General features: G+C 71.2%; 21 protein-coding genes and 1 pseudogene. 11 read left to right on the forward strand and 11 right to left on the reverse strand.

Annotated features, from left to right (window positions below):
* The gene (locus tag ACFY5C_RS09755) at nt 1-1,068 is read right to left on the reverse strand and encodes a DUF1152 domain-containing protein (RefSeq protein ID WP_389442617.1); all 1,068 of its coding nucleotides are present in this window, start codon (nt 1,066-1,068) and stop codon (nt 1-3) included.
* Complete coding sequence (locus ACFY5C_RS09760) at nt 1,065-2,504, reverse strand: coproporphyrinogen-III oxidase family protein (protein ID WP_389442620.1); 1,440 nt, start codon at nt 2,502-2,504, stop codon at nt 1,065-1,067. Before ACFY5C_RS09760 ends, ACFY5C_RS09755 begins: the two co-directional genes overlap by 4 nt.
* 216 nt (nt 2,505-2,720) lie before the next feature.
* Between ACFY5C_RS09760 and ACFY5C_RS09765 the strand changes: the two genes are divergently transcribed.
* Genes ACFY5C_RS09765 through ACFY5C_RS09780 form a run of 4 tightly spaced genes read left to right on the forward strand, consistent with a single transcriptional unit; the run spans nt 2,721 to nt 7,527 of the window.
* Nucleotides 2,721-3,971 (forward strand): ATP-grasp domain-containing protein, encoded by a 1,251-nt coding sequence (locus ACFY5C_RS09765; RefSeq protein ID WP_389442623.1) that lies wholly within the window; start codon nt 2,721-2,723, stop codon nt 3,969-3,971.
* 3 nt (nt 3,972-3,974) lie between these two features.
* Nucleotides 3,975-5,234, forward strand: coding sequence for an ATP-grasp domain-containing protein (locus ACFY5C_RS09770; protein ID WP_389442626.1), 1,260 nt, complete (start codon nt 3,975-3,977; stop codon nt 5,232-5,234).
* The gene (locus ACFY5C_RS09775) at nt 5,231-6,502 is read left to right on the forward strand and encodes an MFS transporter (RefSeq protein WP_389442629.1); all 1,272 of its coding nucleotides are present in this window, start codon (nt 5,231-5,233) and stop codon (nt 6,500-6,502) included. Before ACFY5C_RS09770 ends, ACFY5C_RS09775 begins: the two co-directional genes overlap by 4 nt.
* Nucleotides 6,499-7,527 (forward strand): peptidogalycan biosysnthesis protein, encoded by a 1,029-nt coding sequence (locus tag ACFY5C_RS09780; RefSeq protein WP_389442632.1) that lies wholly within the window; start codon nt 6,499-6,501, stop codon nt 7,525-7,527. The genes ACFY5C_RS09775 and ACFY5C_RS09780 overlap by 4 nt, the downstream gene beginning before the upstream one ends.
* Here ACFY5C_RS09780 and ACFY5C_RS09785 read toward each other — a convergent pair.
* From ACFY5C_RS09785 to ACFY5C_RS09795, 3 genes are all read right to left on the reverse strand, one after another.
* Nucleotides 7,524-8,957 carry a hypothetical protein gene (locus ACFY5C_RS09785; RefSeq protein WP_389442635.1) on the reverse strand — a complete coding sequence of 478 codons (1,434 nt, stop codon included), beginning with the start codon at nt 8,955-8,957 and terminating at the stop codon, nt 7,524-7,526. The two genes, ACFY5C_RS09780 and ACFY5C_RS09785, sit on opposite strands and share 4 nt — an antisense overlap.
* Nucleotides 8,958-9,178: 221 nt before the next feature.
* Complete coding sequence (locus ACFY5C_RS09790; protein ID WP_389442638.1) at nt 9,179-10,060, reverse strand: NAD(P)H-binding protein; 882 nt, start codon at nt 10,058-10,060, stop codon at nt 9,179-9,181.
* Nucleotides 10,057-10,485: a nuclear transport factor 2 family protein gene (locus tag ACFY5C_RS09795; protein ID WP_389442640.1), complete on the reverse strand. Its 429-nt coding sequence runs from the start codon at nt 10,483-10,485 to the stop codon at nt 10,057-10,059. Before ACFY5C_RS09795 ends, ACFY5C_RS09790 begins: the two co-directional genes overlap by 4 nt.
* A gap of 113 nt (nt 10,486-10,598) precedes the next feature.
* Here ACFY5C_RS09795 and ACFY5C_RS09800 point away from each other — a divergent pair, with 113 nt between their 5' ends.
* On the forward strand, nt 10,599-11,183 hold the full coding sequence (locus ACFY5C_RS09800) for a TetR/AcrR family transcriptional regulator (RefSeq protein WP_389443365.1): 585 nt from the start codon (nt 10,599-10,601) through the stop codon (nt 11,181-11,183).
* A 13-nt stretch (nt 11,184-11,196) separates the two neighbouring features.
* On the opposite strand, the gene ACFY5C_RS09805 is transcribed toward ACFY5C_RS09800, so the two are convergent.
* Complete coding sequence (locus ACFY5C_RS09805; protein WP_389442642.1) at nt 11,197-11,766, reverse strand: heme-binding protein; 570 nt, start codon at nt 11,764-11,766, stop codon at nt 11,197-11,199.
* A 235-nt stretch (nt 11,767-12,001) separates the two neighbouring features.
* On the opposite strand from ACFY5C_RS09805, the gene ACFY5C_RS09810 reads away from it, so the two are divergent.
* Together ACFY5C_RS09810 and ACFY5C_RS09815 are read left to right on the forward strand one after the other, a co-directional pair.
* Nucleotides 12,002-13,216 (forward strand): sensor histidine kinase, encoded by a 1,215-nt coding sequence (locus ACFY5C_RS09810; protein WP_389442643.1) that lies wholly within the window; start codon nt 12,002-12,004, stop codon nt 13,214-13,216.
* Nucleotides 13,213-13,854: a response regulator gene (locus tag ACFY5C_RS09815; protein WP_389442645.1), complete on the forward strand. Its 642-nt coding sequence runs from the start codon at nt 13,213-13,215 to the stop codon at nt 13,852-13,854. The genes ACFY5C_RS09810 and ACFY5C_RS09815 overlap by 4 nt, the downstream gene beginning before the upstream one ends.
* Here the strand turns inward: ACFY5C_RS09815 and ACFY5C_RS09820 are convergent.
* Nucleotides 13,829-14,215 (reverse strand): hypothetical protein, encoded by a 387-nt coding sequence (locus tag ACFY5C_RS09820; protein WP_389442647.1) that lies wholly within the window; start codon nt 14,213-14,215, stop codon nt 13,829-13,831. The two genes, ACFY5C_RS09815 and ACFY5C_RS09820, sit on opposite strands and share 26 nt — an antisense overlap.
* Before the next feature lie 366 nt (nt 14,216-14,581).
* Nucleotides 14,582-15,478, reverse strand: a complete 897-nt coding sequence (locus ACFY5C_RS09825) for a nucleotidyltransferase domain-containing protein (protein WP_389442650.1) — start codon at nt 15,476-15,478, stop codon at nt 14,582-14,584.
* 326 nt (nt 15,479-15,804) lie between these two features.
* Here ACFY5C_RS09825 and ACFY5C_RS09830 point away from each other — a divergent pair, with 326 nt between their 5' ends.
* The gene (locus ACFY5C_RS09830; RefSeq protein WP_389442652.1) at nt 15,805-16,317 is read left to right on the forward strand and encodes a hypothetical protein; all 513 of its coding nucleotides are present in this window, start codon (nt 15,805-15,807) and stop codon (nt 16,315-16,317) included.
* Nucleotides 16,318-16,454: 137 nt separating this feature from the next.
* Here ACFY5C_RS09830 and ACFY5C_RS09835 read toward each other — a convergent pair whose 3' ends face one another.
* Complete coding sequence (locus ACFY5C_RS09835; protein ID WP_389442654.1) at nt 16,455-17,528, reverse strand: NAD(+)/NADH kinase; 1,074 nt, start codon at nt 17,526-17,528, stop codon at nt 16,455-16,457.
* 490 nt (nt 17,529-18,018) lie between these two features.
* A complete protein-coding gene (locus ACFY5C_RS09840; protein WP_389442657.1) occupies nt 18,019-18,582 on the reverse strand; it encodes a snapalysin family zinc-dependent metalloprotease in 564 nt (187 codons plus the stop codon).
* A gap of 337 nt (nt 18,583-18,919) precedes the next feature.
* Between ACFY5C_RS09840 and ACFY5C_RS09845 the strand changes: the two genes are divergently transcribed.
* A complete protein-coding gene (locus tag ACFY5C_RS09845; protein ID WP_389442660.1) occupies nt 18,920-19,498 on the forward strand; it encodes a dihydrofolate reductase family protein in 579 nt (192 codons plus the stop codon).
* A gap of 77 nt (nt 19,499-19,575) precedes the next feature.
* Here the strand turns inward: ACFY5C_RS09845 and ACFY5C_RS09850 are convergent.
* Nucleotides 19,576-19,851 (reverse strand): annotated as a pseudogene (locus ACFY5C_RS09850) (aminopeptidase); the annotation flags it as partial.
* Between the two features lie 388 nt (nt 19,852-20,239).
* Here ACFY5C_RS09850 and ACFY5C_RS09855 point away from each other — a divergent pair.
* A complete protein-coding gene (locus ACFY5C_RS09855) occupies nt 20,240-21,190 on the forward strand; it encodes an alpha/beta hydrolase (protein WP_389442662.1) in 951 nt (316 codons plus the stop codon).
* Nucleotides 21,191-21,288: 98 nt separating this feature from the next.
* A complete protein-coding gene (locus ACFY5C_RS09860) occupies nt 21,289-22,131 on the forward strand; it encodes an alpha/beta fold hydrolase (RefSeq protein ID WP_389442665.1) in 843 nt (280 codons plus the stop codon).
* Nucleotides 22,132-22,295: the final 164 nt, after the last annotated feature.

Consider the following 22,295-nt stretch of genomic DNA (forward strand, 5'->3'; position numbering starts at 1 on the left):
TCAGGCCACGGCGAGCACCGGTCCCCGTGCGCCCAACAGGGCGCGCAGCGAAGGGATTTGACGCCAGGTCAAGCCGAGAGCGAGGGCGGCGAATCGGAGAGTGACATGCCGGGCGCCCTGTGCCGCGTCCCGGATCGCCTCCCACGCGGCCTGTTCCGTCCAGGGCAGGGCGGCTCGGGCGGGTGTCTGCGGCCCCCCTGCCGCGACGCGCTCCCGGTCGAGCTCGTGGATCTGCGTGAGCTTGGCCGAAAGGTCGGCGGCGGCCTCCAGGGTCGGCGGCAGTACGCCGAGCAGGTGGGCGGCGACCGTGTTGTGGGCGAGGGCATCGTCCAGGGTGGTGGAGTGGATGCGGGCGGAGGCGTCCGTGAGCGGGATGAGGTGGTTGACCGTACGGATCGGTCCGCGTACGCCGTCGACGGCCGCCGCGAACAGGGCGGAGGCTTCCGAGGGGTGCCAGGACAGAGCGGTACGGACCGCGGCCACGTCCTGCGTGAGCGGGGTGAGAGCGTCGCCGTCCAGGCGGTCCAGTACGTCGGCCTGGGGGATCTCCCCGTCGGTTCCCGGCCCGGCGACATATACGGTCGCGGGCACCCCGGCGAGCCGGCAGGCGGCCAGGACCAGGGCGTCCACCAGAGGGCTGCACAGAGTGTCCTCGTCGCCGTGCGCGAGGATGTCGCCGCCGACGTCGACGATGCGGACGTGGTCGTGCCCGGTGTCCGCGAGGCGCCGGATCTGTTCGGCCAGTGCCGACAGTCCCTGCCATGGGTCGAGCAGGGCCAGGCGTGCCGGCAGGTCGGCCGCCAGGGCGGGCAGCGTGGAGCCGGCGGGCCGGATCGGCCGCGTGGTGGGGACGATCACCGGCATGCCCGCATGGTGTGCCAGGTCGGCGAGGTGCACGACCCCGAGCGGGCCGGGGGTGGGGTCGACTTCTGGACGTTCCCAGGCATATGTGGCGATCGTGGTCTCGCCGAGGGGCGTGCCGGTGAGGACGCGGCCCACGGTCGCCGCGGTGATCGCGGTGCCCACGGGGTCCCCGCCGCCGCCCGCGGCGATGAACAGGTCGCTCACGCCGTCTCCTGTGCGGTGCCTATCCCGGTGATGCGCACGGGCGTACCCATGTTCTTGCGCGCACGCGTGTTGGCCTCGTGGAGGCCCTCGTAGTACTCGCGGTCGAGCTTCTTGACGTGGTCGGAGTAGAACATCCAGGACAGGATGTCGCGGTACTTGAAGCCCTTGGGTGTGAGCTGGACGCGGCGCGGGCCGACGCGGTGGATCAGTCCGTTGGCCTGGGCGGCGTCGAGGATTTGGTCTACTTCGGGGGCAATTGCGTCCAGGCCGAAGCGGTCGAGTTCGGACAGGTCGAGGTCGAAGGTGTCGAGCACGAGCCGCTTGCGGACGATCTCCTCCGAGGTGAGGGCGAACCCCGTCGTGGGCTGCAACCGGTGGGCCCTGGCGTTCTCGATGTAGTCGGCGACCTCGCTCAGGGAGGGCTTGACGCTGCCGGTCATGTAGTCGAGGACGGAGCTGTAGGAGCGGGCGCCGACACCGAGGCCGAGCAGGGGCACGCCGTGGAAGGTGAGGACCTTCTGCACATAGCCGCCGCGGCCGGGCTTCTTGTAGCGGACGGAGCCCTCCTGGACGTAGCCGTGGGCGGTGAACACCTCGCGGGCGTAGTCGTAACGCTCGTACAGCTCCGGCTTCCACATGTACTGGTACGCGCCCGTCCTGGAGAACCACGCGTCCGGTCGCACCGTGAGGAAGTAGGTGGAGATCGTCGTCGGCGCGAGTTTCGCCAGCTCGTCCACCGAGTGGCGCCAGGTCTCGGGGGTCTGCCCGGCGAACCCCATGATCAGGTCCGTCGACAGGTCCGGCAGTCCGCGTTCGTGGACGATCTCGACGGCTTGGCGGATGACGTCCTCGCCCGCCTGGCCCCGCCCCGCTTCCCGGATCTCCTGCGGGACCAGTGACTGGATGCCGATGTTGGCGCGCGTCAGGCCCAGGTCGAGCAGCCGCCCGAAGCCGTCGGGGTCGGCGACGATGGAGTCCGGCGTGGCCTCCAGGGCGACTTCCTCGACGGTGGAACGCCAGTTGGGGTAGATCTCGCCGAGGGTGGTGAAGATCTGCTCGAAGTGCCGCGTCGACAGCAGCGCGGGCGTGCCGCCGCCGATGTAGACCGTCCGCAGCCGGCGCGCCCTGATGACCTCCGCGTGGTCGCGGAGCTGCGTACAGAGCGCGTCGGTGTAGGCGTCGTACAGGTCCTCGTCGGTGGAGATGACGGTGTAGAGGTTGCAGAACCCGCATTTGTAGCGGCAGAACGGGACGTGCAGATACAGGTTGAGTTCGGGGACCGGGTGGTTGGCCAGGTCCCTCGCCCACACGTCGTGGATGTCCCAGGCGCCCTCGTCGAGCGGCCGGTAGGTGGAGCGGGGCGGATACGAGTACTGGTAGGGGGGTATGACGCCCTGCTGGATGTACTCGGCGAGCTGGTCGTGCGGGCTGTTCACGATGGATGACTCCTTCGCACCATGCCGTCGGTTGACCTTGCACCCCGATCCGAACACGCAACATTTTGTTGAAGCTATCGGTGTTGTGCACCAACTCCCGCATGCCGACGGGGCGTCATCGTTGTGGCTTCGCCCAACTCGGGCCTGTCATCAGCAAGTTGTTTTCAGAGAACAGCCCGATGGACGGTGCGCCGCCGTGACCGATCCACTGGGTTCGTGGACAGCAGCGACGAGCCGGGCGTGACCGGCGTGATGGTGATCGAGCCGATGGGCAATGCGGGACGCTTCCTCGCAGAGGCCGCCGCCCGCTTGGGGCTTCGGCTTTACGCGGCCACCGACGAGCAGGTGCACGCCGGCTACGAACCGTGGCTGACCCACGGCCTCGCCGGGGTGTGCCTGACCGAACTGGCCGACACCGAACGCGCGTTGGACGACATGGAGGTCTTCTGCCGGGATCATCGCATCGCAGGGGTCGCGGTCTGCTGGGAGTTGCTGACCCCGCTGGCCGCCCTGCTCGCCGCGCGCCTCGGACTGCCGGGCAACGATCCGCTGCGCGCCAAGGCCGCCCGCAACAAGATCGTCATGGCCGAGGCGTTCCGCGCGGCGGGCGTGGCGGCCCCCGCGGGGGCGGTGGTCACCGGCGCCGAGCAGGCCCACGCTGTCGCCGCCTCCGGCAGGCTGGGGTGGCCGCTGGTCGTCAAGCCGGCCGAGCAGGGCGGTTCCTGGGGCGTGAGCGTGGTGGCGGGCCCGGACGGACTCGATGCCGCGGTGGCCGCCGCCGGGCGGTTCACCCGGGCCGAGCCGCACGGTCTGCCGCTGGACTCCCGCGTGCTGCTGCAGAGCTATGTGCCCGGCGAGGAGTTCTCCGCCGACACGGTCGTGCACGAGGGCGTGCCCTTTCCACTGCCCGTGGTCCGCAAGGACACCACGGCGGGCACATACCGGGTGGAGACCGGGCATTCCTGCCCGGCCGGACTCGACGCGCGCACGGTGCGGGCGATTCAGGACACCGCGGCGCGTGCCGCGCTCGCCGTCGGCGTGCGCAACGGCATCGCACACACCGAGGTGAAGATCCCTCCGGGCGGCGGGCCGGTCGTCATCGAGACCGGGGCCCGGCTGCCCGGCGACAACATCTGCGAGATCGTCGAGGCCGCGACCGGCGTCAGCGAAGCGGTCGCCTATCTGCAGGCCGTCACCGGGCAGCTGCCGCACATCGCGCCGACCCGCGACGAGGCGGCCGCGTTGCGCTTTCTGCTGCCGGACCGGGCGGGCGTGGTGGAGGACGTCCTCATCCCCGATGTGCCCGGCACCCACAGCCACATCGACATTCGGCCCGGACAACGGGTGCCCGAACCTGCCGACAGTTCCGGCCGCGTCGGGCACGTCGTGGCGCGCGCCGCGTCCGTCGACGACGCCCGCCGCCTGGCCGGCCAAGTGATCGCCGACTCCCTGGTGAAAGTGAGCTGATCCGTGCCCAGTCCCGTCCGGAGGATCGCGTTCCTGCGGTCCGTGGAGATCCGACGCGCCGACCCGTACATCCAGCGAACCGTCCACGATCTGGCCCGGCAGGGCATCGAGAGCTGCCTGTTCCATACGCACGGCCCGGCGGATGAAGGAGACTTTCCCGGCACACGCCGACGCCTCGATCCCGCCGTCACACCCGCCGAACTCGCCCGCGAGGTCGCCGAGTGGGGCGCGGACGCCGCCGTATCCATCTCCCTGCCGTGCGAGAACGCGCTGCGGGACGCCACCGTCAAGGGACTCCTGGACGCCCGGGGCATCCCCACGGTCATGACCCCGCTGCCGTCGACCCTGGCCCTGTGCGACAAGTGGGAGACCAAGCAACTCCTCGCCCACGCGGGCCTGGACACCCCCCGCGGCGTCAAGGTCGACTCCGATCTGCTCGCCGGGCGCGGGGTGGCGTTCCCCGCCTACCAGGACGCGCTGCGCGCCACGGCCACCGGCATCGGCTACCCGCTCCTGTCCAAGCCGTTGTGGGACTCCACCAGCATGGGGATCAGGGCGCTGCCCGATGCCGCCGCTCTGGATGCGTACCTCGACGATCCGCCCGAGGTGTCCGCGGTGATCGAGGAGTGCGTGGCGGGAGCGCTGTGCTCGGTGGATGTGGTGGGCGAGCCCGGCGAGTACCGCGTACTGCCCGTGTGCTGGACCGGGACTGCCGGCACCGAGCCCGTGTTCACCTTCGCCGACCTGCGCTGGTGCGGCCCGGAACCGCAGGCCGACGCCGACTTCGAACCCGTCGCGGCCAAGCTGATCGCCCTGTGCGAGCGTCTCGGCGTCCACGGCTCCGTCAACGTCGACATGATCTACACCGGTTCGCGGTACGTGGTCCTGGAGATCAACCCCCGTATCGGCGGCGCCACCACACTGTCCTGCGCGGCCTCCGCGACGAACACGTTCGACGCCCTGGCGGCCATGGCACGCGGCGACTACAGCCCGGCCCCTGTGCGACGTACGGGATGGGCCATCGAGTTCCTGTCCCCCGAGCGCCTGCCGGAGTCGGCACGGACAGAGCTGATGGGCCGTCTGAATCTGGTGACGGCCCACGAGTTGGTGATCGACGACACCAGTCACGGCGACATCGTCGTCTTCACTCTCGCCGAAGGTGACGAAGAACAGACGGTCAAGCAACTGGAGGAGTTGCATCGGACAGTGGGCTGGCCCCGCCCCGAGATCCTGGGCAAGATCCGAGCCTTGCTCACCCCATGACCGGCACCGTCACGTCCCGTGCGCCCCGGCTGCGTCGCGTGCTCGGCATCCCCGCCACACGCGGACACGGCCGGTTCATCACCGGCAACCTCATCGACTCCCTCGGCAACGGCATGCTGCTGCCGCTGGGCCTGCTGTACTTCACGACCGTGCGCGATCTGCCCATCGCCGCGGTCGGAGCGGCCGTCACAGCTGGCCAGTTGGCCGCCCTGCCCGTCGTCTTCGTCGCCGGCAGGGTCATGGACCGGCACGGGCCCAGGCGTCTCACCGTCATCGCCAACGCCGTCAGCGCTGCCGGTTTCCTCTCTTTCCTCCTCGCCGAGCGGCCCTGGCAGGTCGCCGCCGCCTACCTTCTGGTGCAGTCCGGCATCAACTCCTACTACACGGCGCAGCGCACGCTGATCCTGCACGCCGCACCGGCCGCGCAGACACGCGGCTGGTTCGCCTTCACGGGCAGCCTGCGCAACATCGGCATCGGTGTCGGGGCGCTGCTGGCGGCGGGCACGCTGGCCCTGTTCGGCACGGCCGCTCTCACGTGGCTCGTCGTCACGGCCGCACCGCTTTATCTGCTGGCGGCGTTCTGCTTCGCCCGCGTTCCGACGAGCCCGCCGCCGCAGAGCGCCCCGGGAGAGCCGACGAGCGAGGAGAAGGCCGCAGTCGCCAGGTCCGAGACCGGCGAGATGCGCCGGTACCTGCTCCTGGTGACGTGCAACGTCCCCTTCGTCCTGTCCCAGGCCATGCTGTCGGTGCTCATCGCCGTGTACGCCACCGAGACGCTCGGACTGCCCGCCTGGTCCGCGAGCGTCCTGCTGGTGGTGAACACCGCGATGGTCTCCACCCTCACCAGCCCGTTGACGGCACACGCCGCCCCGAGGCAGCCCCGGCACACCATGGCCCTGGGCATGACCCTGCTGGTGTGCGCGATGCCGGCGTTCGCCGCGCCCGCGCTGCCCGGGGCCGGTCTGCCCGCATGGCCGGCCCTGATCACGGCGATCGTGCTGTTCAGCCTGGCCGAGATCTACTATTCGCCGGCCGTCAGCGAGCTGTCCGTCACGCTCACCCCCAGCGCTGCCCGCGGCAGCAGGCAGAGCCTGTACCAACTGTCCTGGTCCGCCGGCAACATCGCCGCGCCCGCACTGTTCACCGGCCTGCTCGACGCCCATGCCGTGCTGCCCTGGACCGTGCAGGGTGTGGCATGTCTCGTCGCCCTTGCCGCGATCCCGGCCCTCAAGTCCCCTGCCGCGCAGGGCGGAAGGAAGCAGGCATGAAGACCGAGATCGTCAGCAGCGTGCATGACGTACCGGCACCGGACTGGGACCGGCTCGCGGAGTGTGCGGGGGTCTACCTGTCGCACCGCTGGCTCGCCGGCGAGGAGAGCGACCCCACCGCGACCGCCTCGTACGCACTGATCCGGGACCCCGACGGCACCCTCGTCGCGGCCGCGCCCCTGTATCTCGTGCACAGCGAGCCCAACACCTACTACGAGCCCCCGCATCTGCCGCCGCGCGCAAAGAAGCCTCGCGTGATCGCGGGCGCCCGACGCGGCTACCACAACACGCCGTTGACCGACCCGGCCCTTCCCGACGACGTCGAGGTCCGGTGCCTGTCACTGCTCCGGGACGCGGCACGCGACCACGCCGCGCGACACGGGACCTCGCACTGGTGGCCCTACCTGACCGAATCCGCCGCACGACGACTCGCGCCGCTGTACGACACGCCCCCGCACCACATGGAGGACGACGCGACGATTGCGCTGCCCGGCGCCGGGTTCGACGACTATCTGGCCGCGCTGCCGTCCAAGCGCCGCGTGGCGATACGTCACGAACGCGCCGCGTTCGAGGCGGCGGGGCTCGATGTGCGTCGCGAGTACCTGATGGACTGTTACGAGGATGCCGGGCGGCTTCTGGCAGCGCTCCAGCGATCCCACGGCCACGGTGACGACACCGACGCGATGACGGGTCTGCTGAAACGACAGGCCGACGCCATGGGCGAACGCGCCCGAGTGGTAGGCGCCTACGACGGTCCACTGATGACCGGCTTCTGCCTCTACTACCACCAGGGCAGCACCACTTGGCTGCGCGCCGTCGGCATCGAACCCGAACGCCCCGCTCCGTTCGCGTACTTCGCCCTCACCTACTACGAGCCGATCGAGGACGCGTACCGCAATGGCAGTACCGCCTTGCACGCGGGGATGAAGGCGATCGAGGCGAAGCGGTTGCGTGGTGCGCGGGTCAGTGGGTTGTACGCGCTCGAGGACACGAGCGTGCAGGGGAGCTGCCTGTACGGCAGCTAGCCGCTGACGGCGTCGAGAACCTCCGCCCGCGCGGGGCCCGGCGGCATACGGTGCTCCACCTCCGGTAAGGCCCGCGTCACCGCCTCCACCATGGCCGCAGCGCTCATCTCCTCCCCCGCACCGGGCAGGAGATGGGCCCCGGCCCGCTCCGCCCGCAGCGCGTCGGAGTCGCGGCCGGCGAGCAGCGTCAGCGCCCTCGCCCGGTCCCAGTCGGGATGCCGGTAGGTGCGGCCGGCCGCGTGCGCGTCCATCTCCGCCAGGCGGTGACGGGTGTAGGCGGTGCTCTGCCGGTACACCTGCCCCAGCCCGTCCCGCGTCGCTCGGCCGAAGTCGATGACGAGGTCGGCCGGGTCACCGGTGCCGTGCCGGCGGAGGCCGTCACGCAGCATCAGGGAGTGCTGGAGGCTCATTGCCAGTCCGCGGCCGATGCTGGGAACGGTGACCGCCCACGCGTCACCGACGGCCACCAGCCCGGTGACAAGGGGGAGTTCGGTGTCGTACAGGGTCCGCTTGCGGTCCGTGAGTCCGGCCATGATCTGGACCCCGTCGGTGAGGGCCTCGCCCTCCAGCCAGGCGTCCGTGCCGGGGAACAGGCGCACGGCGGCCGACCAGGCACGTTCGTGACGCAGCAGCCGACGCAGTTCGTGGTCGTCGCTGCGGCTGATGAGGCCGAGCGAGTAGGTGCCGTGGTCGGCCGGGATGCGCAGGAGACCGAGGGAACCGTACTCCTCGATCAGAGGGAACGTGCTCGCGGGCAGGGCGCCGTCGGCCGACCGGAAATAGCGGCAGTGGTACGTGAACCCGCGCCGCCCCGCTTCCTCGACCGGGCCCGGTACGCCGATGTCACGCAGCCAGGAGGGCAGCGGCGAACGGCGCCCGGTGCAGTCGACGACCAGATCGGCGGCCCGTGGTCCCGTGCTGGTCTCCAGCCCGGTGACATGCGGTGCGCGGGAGCGGGACGCGGAGCGGCCGACGCCACGCCCGCCACCCGGTGCGCTGCGCAGTCCCCGGCACGCCACGCCCCGCTCGATGCGGACACCGGCCGCCTCGGCCGCGCGCGTGGCGACGTACTCGAGCAGACACCGCCGGGCCGCCAGCGTCTCGAAGCGAGCGTCGGCGGCCGACAGGCCGCCGTGCAGGCCCGGTTCGGGCGCCAGCACGTTCATACGGACGGCCCCGGCCGCCGTCATCTGCCGGACCAGACCGGGCAGATGCGCCTCGGCCAGTTGCAGCCAACGAGCAAGCGGAAGGTGGGTGAGGCGCAATTGCGGGATGCCGGGGCGATGCCACTGCGACCACGCCACGTCCGGATCCGACGGCGGGGGATGCGGATCGCGCTCCAGCACGGTCACCTGATGGCCGTCCGCGGCCAACAGCACAGCGGTCTGCAGGCCGCCGAGCGCGGCACCCAGTACGACGATGCTCGCCATGAGAGTCATCCTTCCCCGCGGGGCCGGTGACCGTACCGGCGTGCGGGGCTGTTCGGGAGCGCAGTGCAGGCGTCGCGAATCGGCAATGTGGCCGAAGCCTGCGTGCTGGGCGAGATGGGACCCGCCGCGTGGCGACGTGCACGTCCGCCGGTGGCCCAGGTGTTCAGTGGCCACGGTGCTGACGCCGTCGACATCTGTCGGCGGCCAGAGCCGCCCCTCGCCTACCGGGTCGGGCCGGCCTCCGGCACCGTCCGAGGTCGCGTACGTACCAGCTCCCGTTCCGCGACCACCCGGAACCCGTTCGGCAGTCGGCCGGTCAAGCGCAGGACGGTGTCGGTCGTCCGGTCCTCCGCTCCCCCGGCGATGGCACGGTCCATCTCGGCCAGCATCGTGGCGAACTCCGGCGGGATCATCGCGGCAAGACGTCCGCGCAGGTCGTCGTAGGTCAGGTGGTCGTGGGTGACCGGGCAGCCGGTGACCTGGGTGACGATCGCGGCGATGTCGTCGTGACTGAGCGCCTCCGGCCCGGTCAGGATCAGGTCCGTGCCGGGGGCGCGGTCGTCGGTCAGGGCACATACGGCGACGGCGGCGATGTCGTCGGCGTCCACGAAGCCGACCCGGCCGCTCCCGGCGGCGGTGCGGATGACGCCGTGCTCGCGGATGCTGTCGGCGTGCGCGTGCGTGCCGGTGAAGTTCTGCATGAACCACGAGGGCCGCAGCACTGCCCACTCGTCGAACAGGCCGGGCAGGGCCCGGTGCACCGCGCCCACCGCCGGGCCGCCCTCGGGGATGGCCGAGGAGCTCAGCAGTACGGCACGCTCCACGCCGGCGGCACGGGCCTGCCGGAGGAAGGGCAGCATGACCGCGGCCGGGTCCGGATCGCCGACCGGCGGCACGAGGTAGACGCTGTCGGCCCCGGTGAGGGCGTCACCGAAGGTGGCGGGGTCGTACCAGTCGAAGCGGACCGGTTCCGTGCCCGGCAGCGGGGTGGCTCGGCGGCCGGCGGCCTTGACGTGGTGGCCGGCGCCGATCAGTTGTGCGGCCGTACGGCTGCCCGTGGTGCCGGTGGCGCCGATGACCAGGGTGGTGCGGATGACGGTCATCGGGCGCTGCTCCCGGTGAAGTCGATGCCGGGTGCCTGGACCGCGAGGGGGTTCCAGTAGTCGCGGTAGGAGGTGAACCGCCCGTCCTGGACGGTCACGACGGCGATGTACGTCATGTCGAAGGGGCCTCCGGTTTCGACCGTACGGCCCACCCCGCGCATCTCGACCACGATGGTCCCGGCGTCGGTCGTCTCGTGTATCCGCAGGTCGGGGAAGCCGTGGAGGTCGATGTGGTCCGGGTAGTGGCGCATGTACGCGGCGATGGCGTCCCGGCCCTCCAGCCGCTCGGGCCAGCCCGGGGGCGCGAAGGGGAACTCCATGACGCCGCCGTCGGCCCACAGGCCGACCCAGCCGGAAATGTCCTTGTCCAGCAGCAGCCGCAGGCTGTGGCGGTACAGATCTGCCGGTGAGGTGGTTGTGGGCATGGGCTTGTCCTCCCGTACGATACGGACCAGCGGTCCGCTTCTTCCGAGAAAGATACGGACCGCCGGTCCGCATTGCAAGCGGAGGAGCAACGGAGGAGCCCATGCCGACCCCCATGGCCGAACGCAAGCCCCGCAAGGACGCGGCCCGCAACCGGGCAGCGGCCTTCGCGGCCGCCGACACCCTGTTCGCCGAATGCCGGAGCCCCGACGAGGTCACCATGGCCGACATCGCGGCAGCGGCCGGCGTCGGCAAGGGGACCCTCTTCCGCGCCTTCGGCGACCGCACGGGCCTGATCCACGCGCTGGTGAGCGCGCGACTCGAGCCCCTGAGGGTCGCCGTGGAGGAGGGCCCTCCGCCGCTGGGCCCGGACACGCCGCCGCTCGAGCGCGTACCGGCCCTGCTCGACGCCGTCCTGTGCTTCAAGCTCGACAACCGGCATCTCGCACTGGCCCTGGAGACATCCGGCTCGGACAGCCCCTACAGCACGGATCACTACGAGCGCTGGCACGCCCTGCTCCGCGACCTCCTGGACCGCGTCCCGGGCCTGTCCGGCAGCGACTTCACCGCCCACGCGCTGCTCGCCGCCACCCGGGCCGACCTCGTCGAATACCTGGCCGGTCAGAAGGCGGTGCCACGCGAGGAACTGCGCGCACAGCTGGCGAAGTTCACTGCCGGAGTGCTTGGCAGCGGCACGTGACGCGGTCCGGACGTCAGCGAGTCACCGAGTTGGCCCCGGCCTGCGCGAACTTCTCGTCCAGCGCACCGGACGGAGCGCCCGCGACCCCGATACCGGCGATCGGCGCGTTGCCCGCGGCGACGGGGACGCCGCCCGCGAGGAACAGGGTGCCGGGGATGTCCTTCAGGTTCGGGGCCTGCTCCAGGCGCTCGGCGAGCTGGGAGGTGGGGGCGTTCCAGGAGACCGCGGTGTAGGCCTTGCGCTCGGCGGACTCGTAGGACTGCGGGCCGGCACCGTCGCCGCGCAGGGTGACGACGGTGTTGCCGTTGCGGTCGACGACGGCGACCGTGACGCGCTGGTTCTCCTCCTCGGCGGCGTCGAGCGCGGCCTGCGCCGCCTTGGTGGCGGCGTCGATCGTCAGGTGGGTGGAGGTCGTGGTGGCCCGGGCCGGGGCGTTGGCCGAGGTGGCCGCCGCGGGCGTCGCCGCAGGCGCCGAGGCGTTGGCGGACACGGCACCGAAGCCCGCCAGAGCGACGACTGCGAGCACGGCACCGCCGGTGGTGACGCGGGCGCGGCGGGAGAACTTCTTGTGCACGGGGTTCATGGGTCGGTCGACTCCTTCGGTGGGAGGGCGGCTCGAATGCCGCCCCGCTTCGTCCGCTCTCCACCCTCGGCCCCGAACGGGGCCCGCACGGTCGGCGTTCCGGCTGTACCGGGGCAGCTCGACGGACGACACCGGGGTCATCCGATCGGTTGACCCGTAGGGCCCCAGCACCGGGTCACAATGGAGGTGTTTGCCCAGTTCAGCGGGCACGAGCAGGAAGGGAGGCAGGCACCGGATGCCGAACCGGTCGTACGAACCGAGCACCGTGGACGCCCCGTGGCTCGGCGTCGTGATGCACGCGGCGTTCTTCCTGCTGCTCGGCGGAGCGCTGGCCCGGTTCGTGCTGCGTCATCCCGGTGAACCACGTACGCCCTGGATCATCGCGCTGTGCGTCGTGCTCGCCGTCCTGTATCTGCTGGGTCCGAGGACCGGCGACACGCGCCCCCGGCCCACGCGGCGGCACTCGGCGTGGCTGGCGCTGGTCGTCGTGGTGTGGATGGTCCTGGTCGTGCTGGCGCCCAGTTTCGCCTGGTGCGCGGTGCCGCTCTTCTACACCGGTCTACGCACGCTGCCGGCCCGCCCGGCTCTGGTTCTCGTTGCGGTCCTGACGGTGTTCGTCGTCGCCGCGCAGGTGCAGCTCGCGGGTCGCTTCGACCCGAACCTGGTCCTCGCGCCGCCCGCCGTCGCCGCTCTCGCGACCGCCGTCTTCCTCCAGATGGAACGGCACACCGCGCGCCAGCGCGTCCTGATCGACGACCTGATCCGCACCCGCCACGAACTCGCCGCCTCCGAACGCCGCGAGGGCACTCTCGCCGAGCGCCAGCGGCTCTCCATGGAGATCCACGACACGCTCGCCCAGGGGCTGTCCAGCCAGCAGATGCTGTTGCAGGCGGCGGACCGGGTGTGGGACACCGAGCCGGACAAGGCCCGCGCCCATGTGCGCACCGCCGCGTCCGTCGCCGCGCACAACCTCGCCGAGGCCAGGCGCTTCGTGCACGACCTGGCCCCCGCCGACCTCGCCGGAGGTGGCCTCGATCAGGCCCTGCGCACCCTGGCCGGGCGGGAATCCGGGGCCGGCCTCACCGTACGCGTCCACGTCGACGGTGCCGAGCGCCTCCCTCAGCTGCCCGACCGGGTTCAGGCCGTCCTGCTGCGCATCGCCCAGGGCGCCTTGGCCAACGTTCGCGAGCACGCCTCGGCCGGCAGCGCCGCCCTCACCCTGACCCTCCTCGACGACGAGGTCGTCCTGGACGTATCCGACGACGGCCACGGCTTCGACCCGGCCGCCCTGCCCGACTCCCCCGCCGACGGACGCGGCCACGGACGCGGCCACGGGCTGCCCGCCATGCGGGCCCGGCTGCGCGCGCTCGGTGGGACCCTCACCGTCGACTCCGCGCCCGGCGAGGGCACCGTCCTGTCCGCCGCCGTCCCCCTGGAGGCGCCCCGATGACCCCCGACCGCGCTGCCGTACGCATCCTGGTCTGCGACGACCACGCCGTCGTGCGGGCCGGCCTGCTCGCGCTCCTCGACAGCGCCCCGGACATCAAGGTGGTGGGGGAGGCCGGGGCCGGCGAGGAGGCGCTCGCACTGGCCGCGAAGCTCATGCCGGACGTGGTGCTGATGGATCTGCAACTGGGCGAGGGCATCGACGGTGTGGAGACCACCCGCCGCCTGACCTCGACGCCCGGTGCCTCCCCCAACGTCCTGGTCCTGACCACCTACGACACCGACGCCGACGTCACCCGCGCCATCGAGGCGGGCGCCACCGGCTATCTGCTCAAGGCCGAGCGCCCTGACGAACTCTTCGCCGCGATCCACGCCGCCGCGGAGGGCCGCCCCGCCCTGTCCGCGCCGGTCGCGGGCCGCGTCATGGCCAACCTCCGCAGGCCCCGCCCCACCCTCACCGACCGCGAACGTGACATCCTCACCCAGCTCGCCCGCGGCATCGGCAACCGCGACATCGCCCGCGCCCTGTTCATCAGCGAGGCCACCGTCAAGACCCACCTGCGCCGCATCTACGACAAGCTCGGCGTCGACACCCGGGCAGGCGCGGTGGCGGTCGCTAAGGAACAGCGTCTGCTGCCATGAGGCCGGCGCCCGAGCGCGGTGCGCCCTCGGGCCGCTCAAGGGTTGACGCTGCTGAGGAAGATCCCCACTCGCTCTCGAAGATGTCGGCGCCCTCGGCCCACATGCTCTCGGCCTCGGCCCGAAGCGGGGGCGGAGGCTCTCCCGCGTCGCTGAGTCCGTAGCAGGGAATCGGTCCGCGCAGCCGGTCGATGCCGTCCTGGACAGCGCCGGTGGTGAGAAACACCGCGCTGTACGACACGTCCGCGTACTCGGGGTCCTTGACCCGCGGCCGTCGTTCCGTGTCGGCAGCGACCTTCTCGGCTGCGGTGAGCGGAGCGCCGCCCCGCAGCCCTTGTCGTCCAGCGAAGTCGACATCGTGCACTTGTCCACGTCGACGTCCGGGTACGCGTCCGTCGCGGCCTCGTAGGCGGCCTCGATGTCCTGCGTCAGGTGCGATGTCGCTGCGGACTCGGGGAAATCCGGTGCGGCTGACGCGGTGGCCGACGCCGACGATCTCGCCTGCGACGGCGTCGGCTTGGCCGGCGCAGGGTCGCCACTGCATGTGGTCAGCTGAGCCTCGACCGCCAGAGCCAGTGGCAACGGCCAAGTCCCCTCGACTTCTTCGACTGCGCCGTCCCTGCTCGTCCAGGGGCTGGCGGGGCTGAACGACCAGGACGCCGGCCCGGAGGTCCGTGCGCTGTGGGCCGGGGGTGCCGACCGGCTGAGGGGGCGGGGCGGGGCGGGGGCGCTACTCCTTCCGGTCCGCGGCGATCGACTCGTCGACGCGGTCGGCCACCCAGGCCAGGAAGGCCTGCACACCGGTGGCGGGCAGAGCGGTCGCCGCGTTGCGGGAGGGCCGTTCGAAGCTTCGCAGTGCGGCCTGCAGGAGCGGACGGAAGGGTTCCTCGGTTGCCGCGACCGCCTCCGCCGCCCGGCGCTTGGCCTGCCAGCGGCCCGTACGGCAGAACTGCACGGAGCGGCAGCCGTTGAGGACCCGGTTGTCCGCGAGATGCCCTTCGCCGGTGCTGTGCTCACGGACCGAGGCACGGAGCGCGGCGAGCACGTCGGCGCGTGCCGGCTCGGCGATCACCTCCGGCGACGGTCTGCCGTACAGCACGCGTCCGGCCTGATGGGCGACGGATCGGTCGATGACGTACCAGAACGCGGGCGACTCCGAAGGATCGACGCTGACCCGTTCGGGCAGGAGCGGTCCGGTGTTGATGTCCAGCAGGTAGCCGGCCTCGCCGGAGGGCCGCGCCGCGAAGTCCCGGTCGTAGACCACCAGCTCAAGCCCGGCCGCGGGGCAGGGCAAGGCGGGGTGGGCGAGAGCGGCGGCCAGGTCGGCGAGGGCTGGGTCGGGGAGGCCTGGGTCGGGGAGGCCTGAGTCGGGGAGGCCTGAGTCGGGGAGGCCTGAGTCGGGGAGGCCTGAGTCGGGGAGCGCTCGGCCGTGGGCGGTGCCGTCCACGACCACCGTGATGTCGACGTCACTGCGTCCGTGCCGGTAATCGCCGAGCGCGACGGAGCCGACGGCGATGACGCTCACCACGTGAGATCCGTACAGGGCGTGCGTGCGGTGGACGACCTCCTGCAGGTAAGGACGCAGTTCGTCCGGGACGGAGTACGGGTCGACGAGAGTCCGGGTCATACCGTCAGTGTCCGCCGAGGCCGGAAATCGACGAATGCCCGAGAATCTCCGCACCGGGCGGCACGCCAACGCACGCGGCACATCCGGAATCACGCCAATATCGGCATCAGGCACCTCGCGGGCGACGGCCGCTTCGCCGCCCCCCGCACGCGGCCCCTCCCGCCCCTTGCGGTGCACGAATACGCCCTCAACAGGCTCTTCACACAGTCACCGCACACCCGTTACACGAGGCGCACATTCGGCCTGCCGATGACCGGAGCGCTCTGCGAGGGGCAGACGACGTGCGCGCCGGATGCCTAGCCTCCCGGGCCATGCGATCACCACGTATGAGACGCCTGGGTCTCACCGCCGTCCTCGGTCTCCTGCTCGCCGTGTTCGGTCTGGCCCCCAGCGCGAGCGCGGCCGACCCCGCACCGGCCGCCCTGACGTTCACCGCCGACTCCGCCACCACGACACCCGGCGGAACGGTGCAACTCTCGATGACGCTGACCAACAACAAGACGTACGACGTCCTGTTCGTCTACCAGACGATCGAGCCGACGTGGCTCACCACGCAGCGCCCCGACCTGAAGTACAGCTTCACGGGCTGCGCTCTCACCACGGCCGCCGGCAGCACACCCTGCTCCGGCACCGGGCCCAGCAATCTCGGCCAGAACTACGGCGCCACCATCCCGCCCGGACAGAGCCGCACCGTCACGCTGACGCTCCAGGTGGCCGCCGACTCGGGCTGCAACGGCAACATCGGCTTCTACTCGTACTTCTACGCCGAGTTCAGCGACGCGACGAACACCAGCGGCGGCCCGGTCTTCACGCCGGAGACGCGCGTGCTCTGCGCCTGACGCCGCACCAACCAGCCGACGCCCCGTGCAGGTTTCTTCCTGCACGGGGCCAGTCAGGATGTCCCCCGGGCAGGGGACGGCCCCGGCGCGGATGGCAGTGCGGCCCGATGACGAGGACGGCCCGTTCGACGCGGCTGTCACAGGATGGGTGCCTGACCGTCCGGAACCCCCAGCAGGGCCAGATGGGCGAGGTCGCCGGGCGGGGGCGAGCTCACCGACCAGAGAGGCGCCGGACTCCCGTCGGCGACGGCGGCCGGGGCGTCGGTCAGGTTCATCCGCTCGCGCAGCCGGCCGTAGAAGTCCATCGGGCCGAGCCGGACGGCGCGCAGCCGACGCGGCGCCGCGTACACGCCGATCCAGTCCCCCGGGTCCAGAACGCCCCTCACCTGTCCGTCGATGCTGACGGCCGCCGGTCCCGACCGTTCGAGGACGCGAAGTCCGACGGGCTCGTCGGGGGCCGTGACGATCGACCGGTCGAACGCCATGTGCGGGGCGACCGGCGTGAACACGAGGGCCTCGGCGCGCGGCGAGACGACGGGTCCACCGGCGGCGAAGCTGTAGGCGGTCGAGCCGGTCGGGGTGGCAACCAGCAGCGCGTCGGCGGAGTAGGCGGCCAGGAGCCGGCCGGAGACGTACACACCGACCGACACCTGGCGGTCCCTGGCCAGCTTCTCCAGCACGACGTCGTTGAGGGCGGTCACATCCAGGGGGATGCCCCACTCGTCGTCGACCTCGCAGTCGGGGCGCACCGGGGGCGGCGGCAGGAGCGGGCCGCGGCCCCACCGGACCCAGTCCTCCAAACCCGCCGGCACTTTCAGGCGGCAGGAGGCACGCATGGCGAGCAGCATGCGGGTGTCGATCCTGAGCCGGTCCTCGCGCACCGCGTCCAGCGCCGCACGCACCTCGGAGGCCGGTACCTCCGTCAGAAAGCCCACCCGCCCGAGATCGACGCCCAGGACCAGGGCGTCGTTCTGCGCGGCCATCCGGGCGCCGCGCAGGAAGGTGCCGTCTCCACCCAGGGTGACGATCAGGTCGGGATTGCCGGCGGCCTCCACCTCCGCACGAGCGCCGCGCCGCCCGCCCTCGCCCCATACGTCGATGTCCGTGCACGGCACGGCGTGCTCCTCGCACCAGGCCCGCACCACCCGAGCCGCCTCGACGGCCTCCGGACGTCCGCCATGCACCACCAGGCCGAGCCGGTTCAACGTCATCTCCGCCTCCAGGGCATCTCGGTCACGGGGTCGTGGCGACGGTTCGGGAGCGCGTGCCACAGCCAAGGCCGACGCGGCCGGCAGGCCGCCCCATTCGTAGGATCCCTTGCTCGCTCCGACCCCGCATGCGCGGTCAGCGGAGGCGGAGGTGCGGAGGCGGAGGCGGAGGCACATGCTCTCCGCCTCGTGGTGAACGCCGGCGGCTGTGGGGGTCCGGTCGGCACCCGGGGGGGCGTGGGGAGGGCCAAGTGCGGCAGATTCGCTCTTGGCGGTCAGCGGCCGCCGATCTCGTAAACCATTGCGCGCCGGCGGAGCAGGGATCGTGCCCCTGTATCGGGCGGCCTGCGATCCTCGGCAGGCCCTCCGAGGGGGCCCGCCGCCGGACGAGCCCGAGGGCGCGCTTCCGGCTGCAGGTCCGGCTGATGTGAGTCCGCCCGGTGCGAGCAGGGCACCGGGCGGCTCCTGTTCCTCAGGCGTGCTGCGGCCGGCGTCAGTCCACGATCAGCTCAGCCTCCGCCGCCGGGGCCCGCCCGACGAGCGCGCCGCCGAAGTTCCCCTCGACCTCCGCCTTCTCCGCCGCGTCCGGATACGGGTTCGTGCATGCGGTGCCGGCGCTGGAACCGGACATCAGGCTCGAGCACGGTCCGGGCTTGCGGTCGGGCAGGCCGAGGATGTGCCCGAGTTCGTGGGCGGAGATGCGGATCGTGTCGTAGCCCTGGTCGACGGCCTGGCGCCCGATGTAGACGGTTCCGTTGCCCAGCGTGGTCGGCAGTGCGCGCGGCCAGCCGTTGTCCGCGAGGACCCGTATGTTCGCGCGCTGCCCGGCGTTGGCCGGGCGCAGCTCGACGGCGTCGACACTCTCGTTCCAGATCGCCGCGCCCCGGTCGACGGCGCTCCTGAACTCGGCGGAGCCGCCGGCGTCGTAGGTGAGGACACGGGCGGCCAGGGGGGTGTCCGCCGCGTCGAGCGGAGCGGCCACCACCTGGCCACCCAGCAGGGACAGGGACACCACACAGGCGGCGGCCAGGCCGCCGGTCAGCCTGCGTACGTGCATGATCGACCTCCTCGTGGGGGAAGGGTAGTCGTGCTCATGACATTCCCTCCCTCACTGCCCGGCGGCGGTGAACGCGAATCCGTCAATCCGAGGCGGCCCGCCCGTGCTGCCGCTCGACACGTGCGCCGAAGGTGTCGCGGAGGAAGACGTGGACCGCGGATCTACGACGCTCGAAGCCGTACGACGCTCGAAGCCGGACGACGGTCACCGCCGTTGTCGCTGCCGTAGTCACCGCCGTAGTCGCTGCCGTGTCATGTCGCCGGGCACGCGATGAGTCTCGCCGTGGCTGCCAGTCTGTATTTCCAGCAGGCGATCAATCTCACTCGAGGAGAGCACCATGACCGCTACCTACACCTTCGACGTCTTCTCCAGCCTCGACGGATACGGCGCCGCCGGGGGCGACTGGACCGGCTACTGGGGCAAGCAAGGCCCCGAGCTCCTCGACCACCGCCTCGCCCTGTACGGCGAGGAGCAGCGGATGGTCTTCGGGGCCAACACCTATCGGCTGTTCGCTCAGATGCTGGCCTCGAGCACAGCTGAGTCCGAGGTGCGTGACCCCTGGGTCACGCGGATGAGGAACATGCCGGCCACGGTCGTGTCGACCACCCTGGAAGAACCCCTCGACTGGCCGGACGCGACCGTCGCGAGCGGCGACGCCGTAGACATCGTCGCCCGGCTCAAGGAGGAGTCGGACGTACCGCTGCGCTCGCACGGCAGCCTGTCGATGAACCGGGCGCTGATGGCCGCCGGTCTGGTCGACCGCGTCCAGGTGACGCTCTTCCCTGTGATCACCGGCCGGACCGGGCTGGACCCGATCTTCCACGGTGCAGCCGACTTCGACCTCGAGCTGATCGAGAACCGGACGCTGGAGGGCCACATCCAGGAGCTCATCTATCGGCCCACCCTGCATGTCTGAGTCCGAGTTCCACGCCTGGTGCAGGGTGAGCGCCGACGGCGGTGGCCTCGATCCGAGTCCAGGGCGGGCCGGCTCGTTCAGCCGAGGGTGAGCAGCTCCTCGTAGAAGCCGCCGAACTCCCGCTCCCGGTCCACGAGATGGATCTCCGGGATCCAATGGCAGCTGCGGCCTGTCTTGTCGGTGCGTCGCAGCGGGGTGTCGTTGGCCGGGGCGATGTACGACTCCACATCCGCGCCGTCGATCCACTCGTGCGGGAACTCCCCGACCAGGTGCCCGGCATGCCAGCCGCCCAGCTCCCACCCGGCGTCGCCGGCCAGCCGCTCCACCTCGGCGTACAACTGCTTCCCGGTGATGCCGGCGCCTTCGACCGTCGCGGCGTCGGCGGCCTTCACATGCAACGAACGCCCCTGACGGCCCGACAGCAACTCGACCACCCGGGCCAGGAAACCGGCAAACGTACCCCGCATCCTGCGCCACCCCTCAACCCGGCCCCCCGAGAACGCGCCGCGGGGGGAACCCCGACCCGAGCAGCGGCCCCCGGTCGATGTACAGGCGGCATGGCCCGACCCTGCCCGTCCCGCACCGACAAGTGCCCGGACCGGAGCCACGGCCCTGACGAGTCGCCCTGCCACGGCACAGGCTGCTCGGCTTCCACGCGGCGCATGTCACACCTCGAGCGGATGCTCGGTCATATGGGTTAAAGCAGGCAAAAAGCCTGATAACCACCCAAGGAGTGCAGTGATGACTGAGCCCATTCTCGAGCCTGCGGCGCAGGAGCTCGCGGAGGCGACGGCCAACCCGCCGTACCTGTACGAACTCGGCCCTCAGGGCGCCCGTAAGGTCCTGGACGACCTGCAGGCGGCGCCCGTCGAGAAGCCGGACGTGGAGGAGAAGTGGATCACGGTGCAGGCCGAGGTCGGCGACGTGCGGGTACGTATCGTCAAGCCCGTCGGCAGCCAGGGCGCGCTGCCGGTCGTGCTCTACGTGCACGGCGGCGGCTGGGTCCTCGGCAATGCCGGCACCCACGACCGCCTGGTGCGCGAGCTGGCCGTCGGTGCGGACGCCGCAGTCGCTTTCGTCGAGTACGACCGTGCGCCGGAGGCCAAGTACCCGACCGCCATCGAGCAGGCGTACGCGACCGCTCAGTGGATCACCGCGAAAGGTGCCGAGGCGGGCCTGGACGGCTCCCGGCTGGTCGTGGCCGGTGACTCCGTCGGGGGCAACATGACGGCGGCGCTGACCCTCATGGCCAAGCGTCGCGGCGACGTGAACTTCCTGCACCAGTCGCTGTACTACCCCGTCACGGACGCGGCCCAGGACACCGACAGCTACCGGGAGTTCGCCGACGGGCCCTTCCTCACGGCGAAGGGCATGGCCTGGTTCTGGGACTGCTACACCTCCGATCCCGCCCAGCGGGCGGAGATCACCGCCTCGCCGCTGCGGGCGAGCCTGGAGGAGCTGCGCGGGCTGCCGCCGGCGCTCCTCATGGTCGATGAGAACGACGTGCTACGGGACGAGGGCGAGGCGTACGCCCGCAAGCTGACCCAGGCCGGTGTTCCGACCACGAGCATCCGCATCAACGGCACCCTGCACGACTTCATGATGCTCAACCCCCTCCGGCCCACAAAGGCCACAACTGCCGCGGTGGAGCAGGCCATTCGCGCCCTGCGCACCGCGTTCCACAACGACTGATCGTCGAGCAACACCCTGCCGTACCGCAGCTACGTCTTTATGTCTATATGGCTATATGTCCAGATGTAGCTAAATCCTCTGCCTCGAAAGGGCCCCTCATGTCCCGTCATTCGCGTCTTCGCCGTGCCCGCATGCCTCTCACCGTCATGGCCACCGCCACGGTCGCCACCGCCCTCTTCGCCACGTCGGTCGGTCCGGCGAGCGCCTCCGATGGCACCCCTTCGAAGGGCGCCAAGCCGACCGTCGTGCTCGTGCACGGCGCGTTCGCCGACTCCTCCAGCTGGAACGGCGTCATCAAACAACTGAAGCAGGACGGCTACCCGGTGATCGCCGCGGCCAACCCGTTGCGCAGCCTCAGCGGCGACGCCGCCTCCGTCAAGAACCTGCTGGCCGGCATCGACGGGCCGGTGGTCCTTGTCGGGCACTCCTACGGTGGGGCGGTGATCAGCAACGCCGCCTACGGCTCCGACAACGTCAAGGCACTGGTGTACGCCGACGGCTTCCTCCCCGAGAAGGGCGAGAGCTCCAACGAGCTGGTCAGCAAGTTCGAGGGCAGCGTCATCGGCGACGTTCTGCGTCCCGTCCCGATCACCAACCCCGACGGCTCCAAGGACTTCGACTTCTCCATCGACCAGTCCAGGTTCCACCAGGTGTTCGGTGCCGATGTTCCCGCGGACACCGCTGCCCTCATGGCGGTCACCCAGCGTCCGGGGACCGGCACCGCCCTGAACGAACCGTCCGGTGAGCCCGCCTGGAAGACCATCCCTTCCTGGGCTCTGGTGGGCTCAAATGACCGGATCATCCCCCGCGATGCTCAGGTCTTCATGGCCGAGCGCGCCCATGCTCACATGAAGGAAATCGAGTCCTCCCACGCTGTGAGCGTGTCCCACCCGGACGCCGTCACCGACATCATCGAGAAGGCGGCGCGGACGGTCCGCTGACCGGCACACCCAGCAGGGCGGGGCGGCGAAGACGCCGCCCCGCCCGTTCATCGCCGGCCGCCGCCCCGAGAACCGTCCCGACGCGATCGGGACGGTTCTTCCCGAGCGCCACGCCGACGGTCGCGCCCCTGCCGGCTTCGCCGCCTACGCAGTCGGATACCTGT

The organism is Streptomyces sp. NPDC012935 (assembly GCF_042900345.1).
Lineage (GTDB): Bacteria > Actinomycetota > Actinomycetes > Streptomycetales > Streptomycetaceae > Streptomyces.

Excerpts from the sequence above, each read along its gene's own strand:
- ACFY5C_RS09775 (WP_389442629.1), top strand. The coding sequence starts at position 5,231 with ATGACCGGCACCGTCACGTCCCGTGCGCCCCGGCTGCGTCGCGTGCTC.
- ACFY5C_RS09780 (WP_389442632.1), top strand. The coding sequence starts at position 6,499 with ATGAAGACCGAGATCGTCAGCAGCGTGCATGACGTACCGGCACCGGAC.
- ACFY5C_RS09785 (WP_389442635.1), bottom strand. The coding sequence starts at position 8,957 with ATGGCGAGCATCGTCGTACTGGGTGCCGCGCTCGGCGGCCTGCAGACC.
- ACFY5C_RS09790 (WP_389442638.1), bottom strand. The coding sequence starts at position 10,060 with ATGACCGTCATCCGCACCACCCTGGTCATCGGCGCCACCGGCACCACG.
- ACFY5C_RS09795 (WP_389442640.1), bottom strand. The coding sequence starts at position 10,485 with ATGCCCACAACCACCTCACCGGCAGATCTGTACCGCCACAGCCTGCGG.
- ACFY5C_RS09800 (WP_389443365.1), top strand. The coding sequence starts at position 10,599 with ATGGCCGAACGCAAGCCCCGCAAGGACGCGGCCCGCAACCGGGCAGCG.
- ACFY5C_RS09805 (WP_389442642.1), bottom strand. The coding sequence starts at position 11,766 with ATGAACCCCGTGCACAAGAAGTTCTCCCGCCGCGCCCGCGTCACCACC.
- ACFY5C_RS09810 (WP_389442643.1), top strand. The coding sequence starts at position 12,002 with ATGCCGAACCGGTCGTACGAACCGAGCACCGTGGACGCCCCGTGGCTC.
- ACFY5C_RS09815 (WP_389442645.1), top strand. The coding sequence starts at position 13,213 with ATGACCCCCGACCGCGCTGCCGTACGCATCCTGGTCTGCGACGACCAC.
- ACFY5C_RS09825 (WP_389442650.1), bottom strand. The coding sequence starts at position 15,478 with ATGACCCGGACTCTCGTCGACCCGTACTCCGTCCCGGACGAACTGCGT.
- ACFY5C_RS09830 (WP_389442652.1), top strand. The coding sequence starts at position 15,805 with ATGAGACGCCTGGGTCTCACCGCCGTCCTCGGTCTCCTGCTCGCCGTG.
- ACFY5C_RS09835 (WP_389442654.1), bottom strand. The coding sequence starts at position 17,528 with ATGACGTTGAACCGGCTCGGCCTGGTGGTGCATGGCGGACGTCCGGAG.
- ACFY5C_RS09840 (WP_389442657.1), bottom strand. The coding sequence starts at position 18,582 with ATGCACGTACGCAGGCTGACCGGCGGCCTGGCCGCCGCCTGTGTGGTG.
- ACFY5C_RS09845 (WP_389442660.1), top strand. The coding sequence starts at position 18,920 with ATGACCGCTACCTACACCTTCGACGTCTTCTCCAGCCTCGACGGATAC.
- ACFY5C_RS09855 (WP_389442662.1), top strand. The coding sequence starts at position 20,240 with ATGACTGAGCCCATTCTCGAGCCTGCGGCGCAGGAGCTCGCGGAGGCG.
- ACFY5C_RS09860 (WP_389442665.1), top strand. The coding sequence starts at position 21,289 with ATGTCCCGTCATTCGCGTCTTCGCCGTGCCCGCATGCCTCTCACCGTC.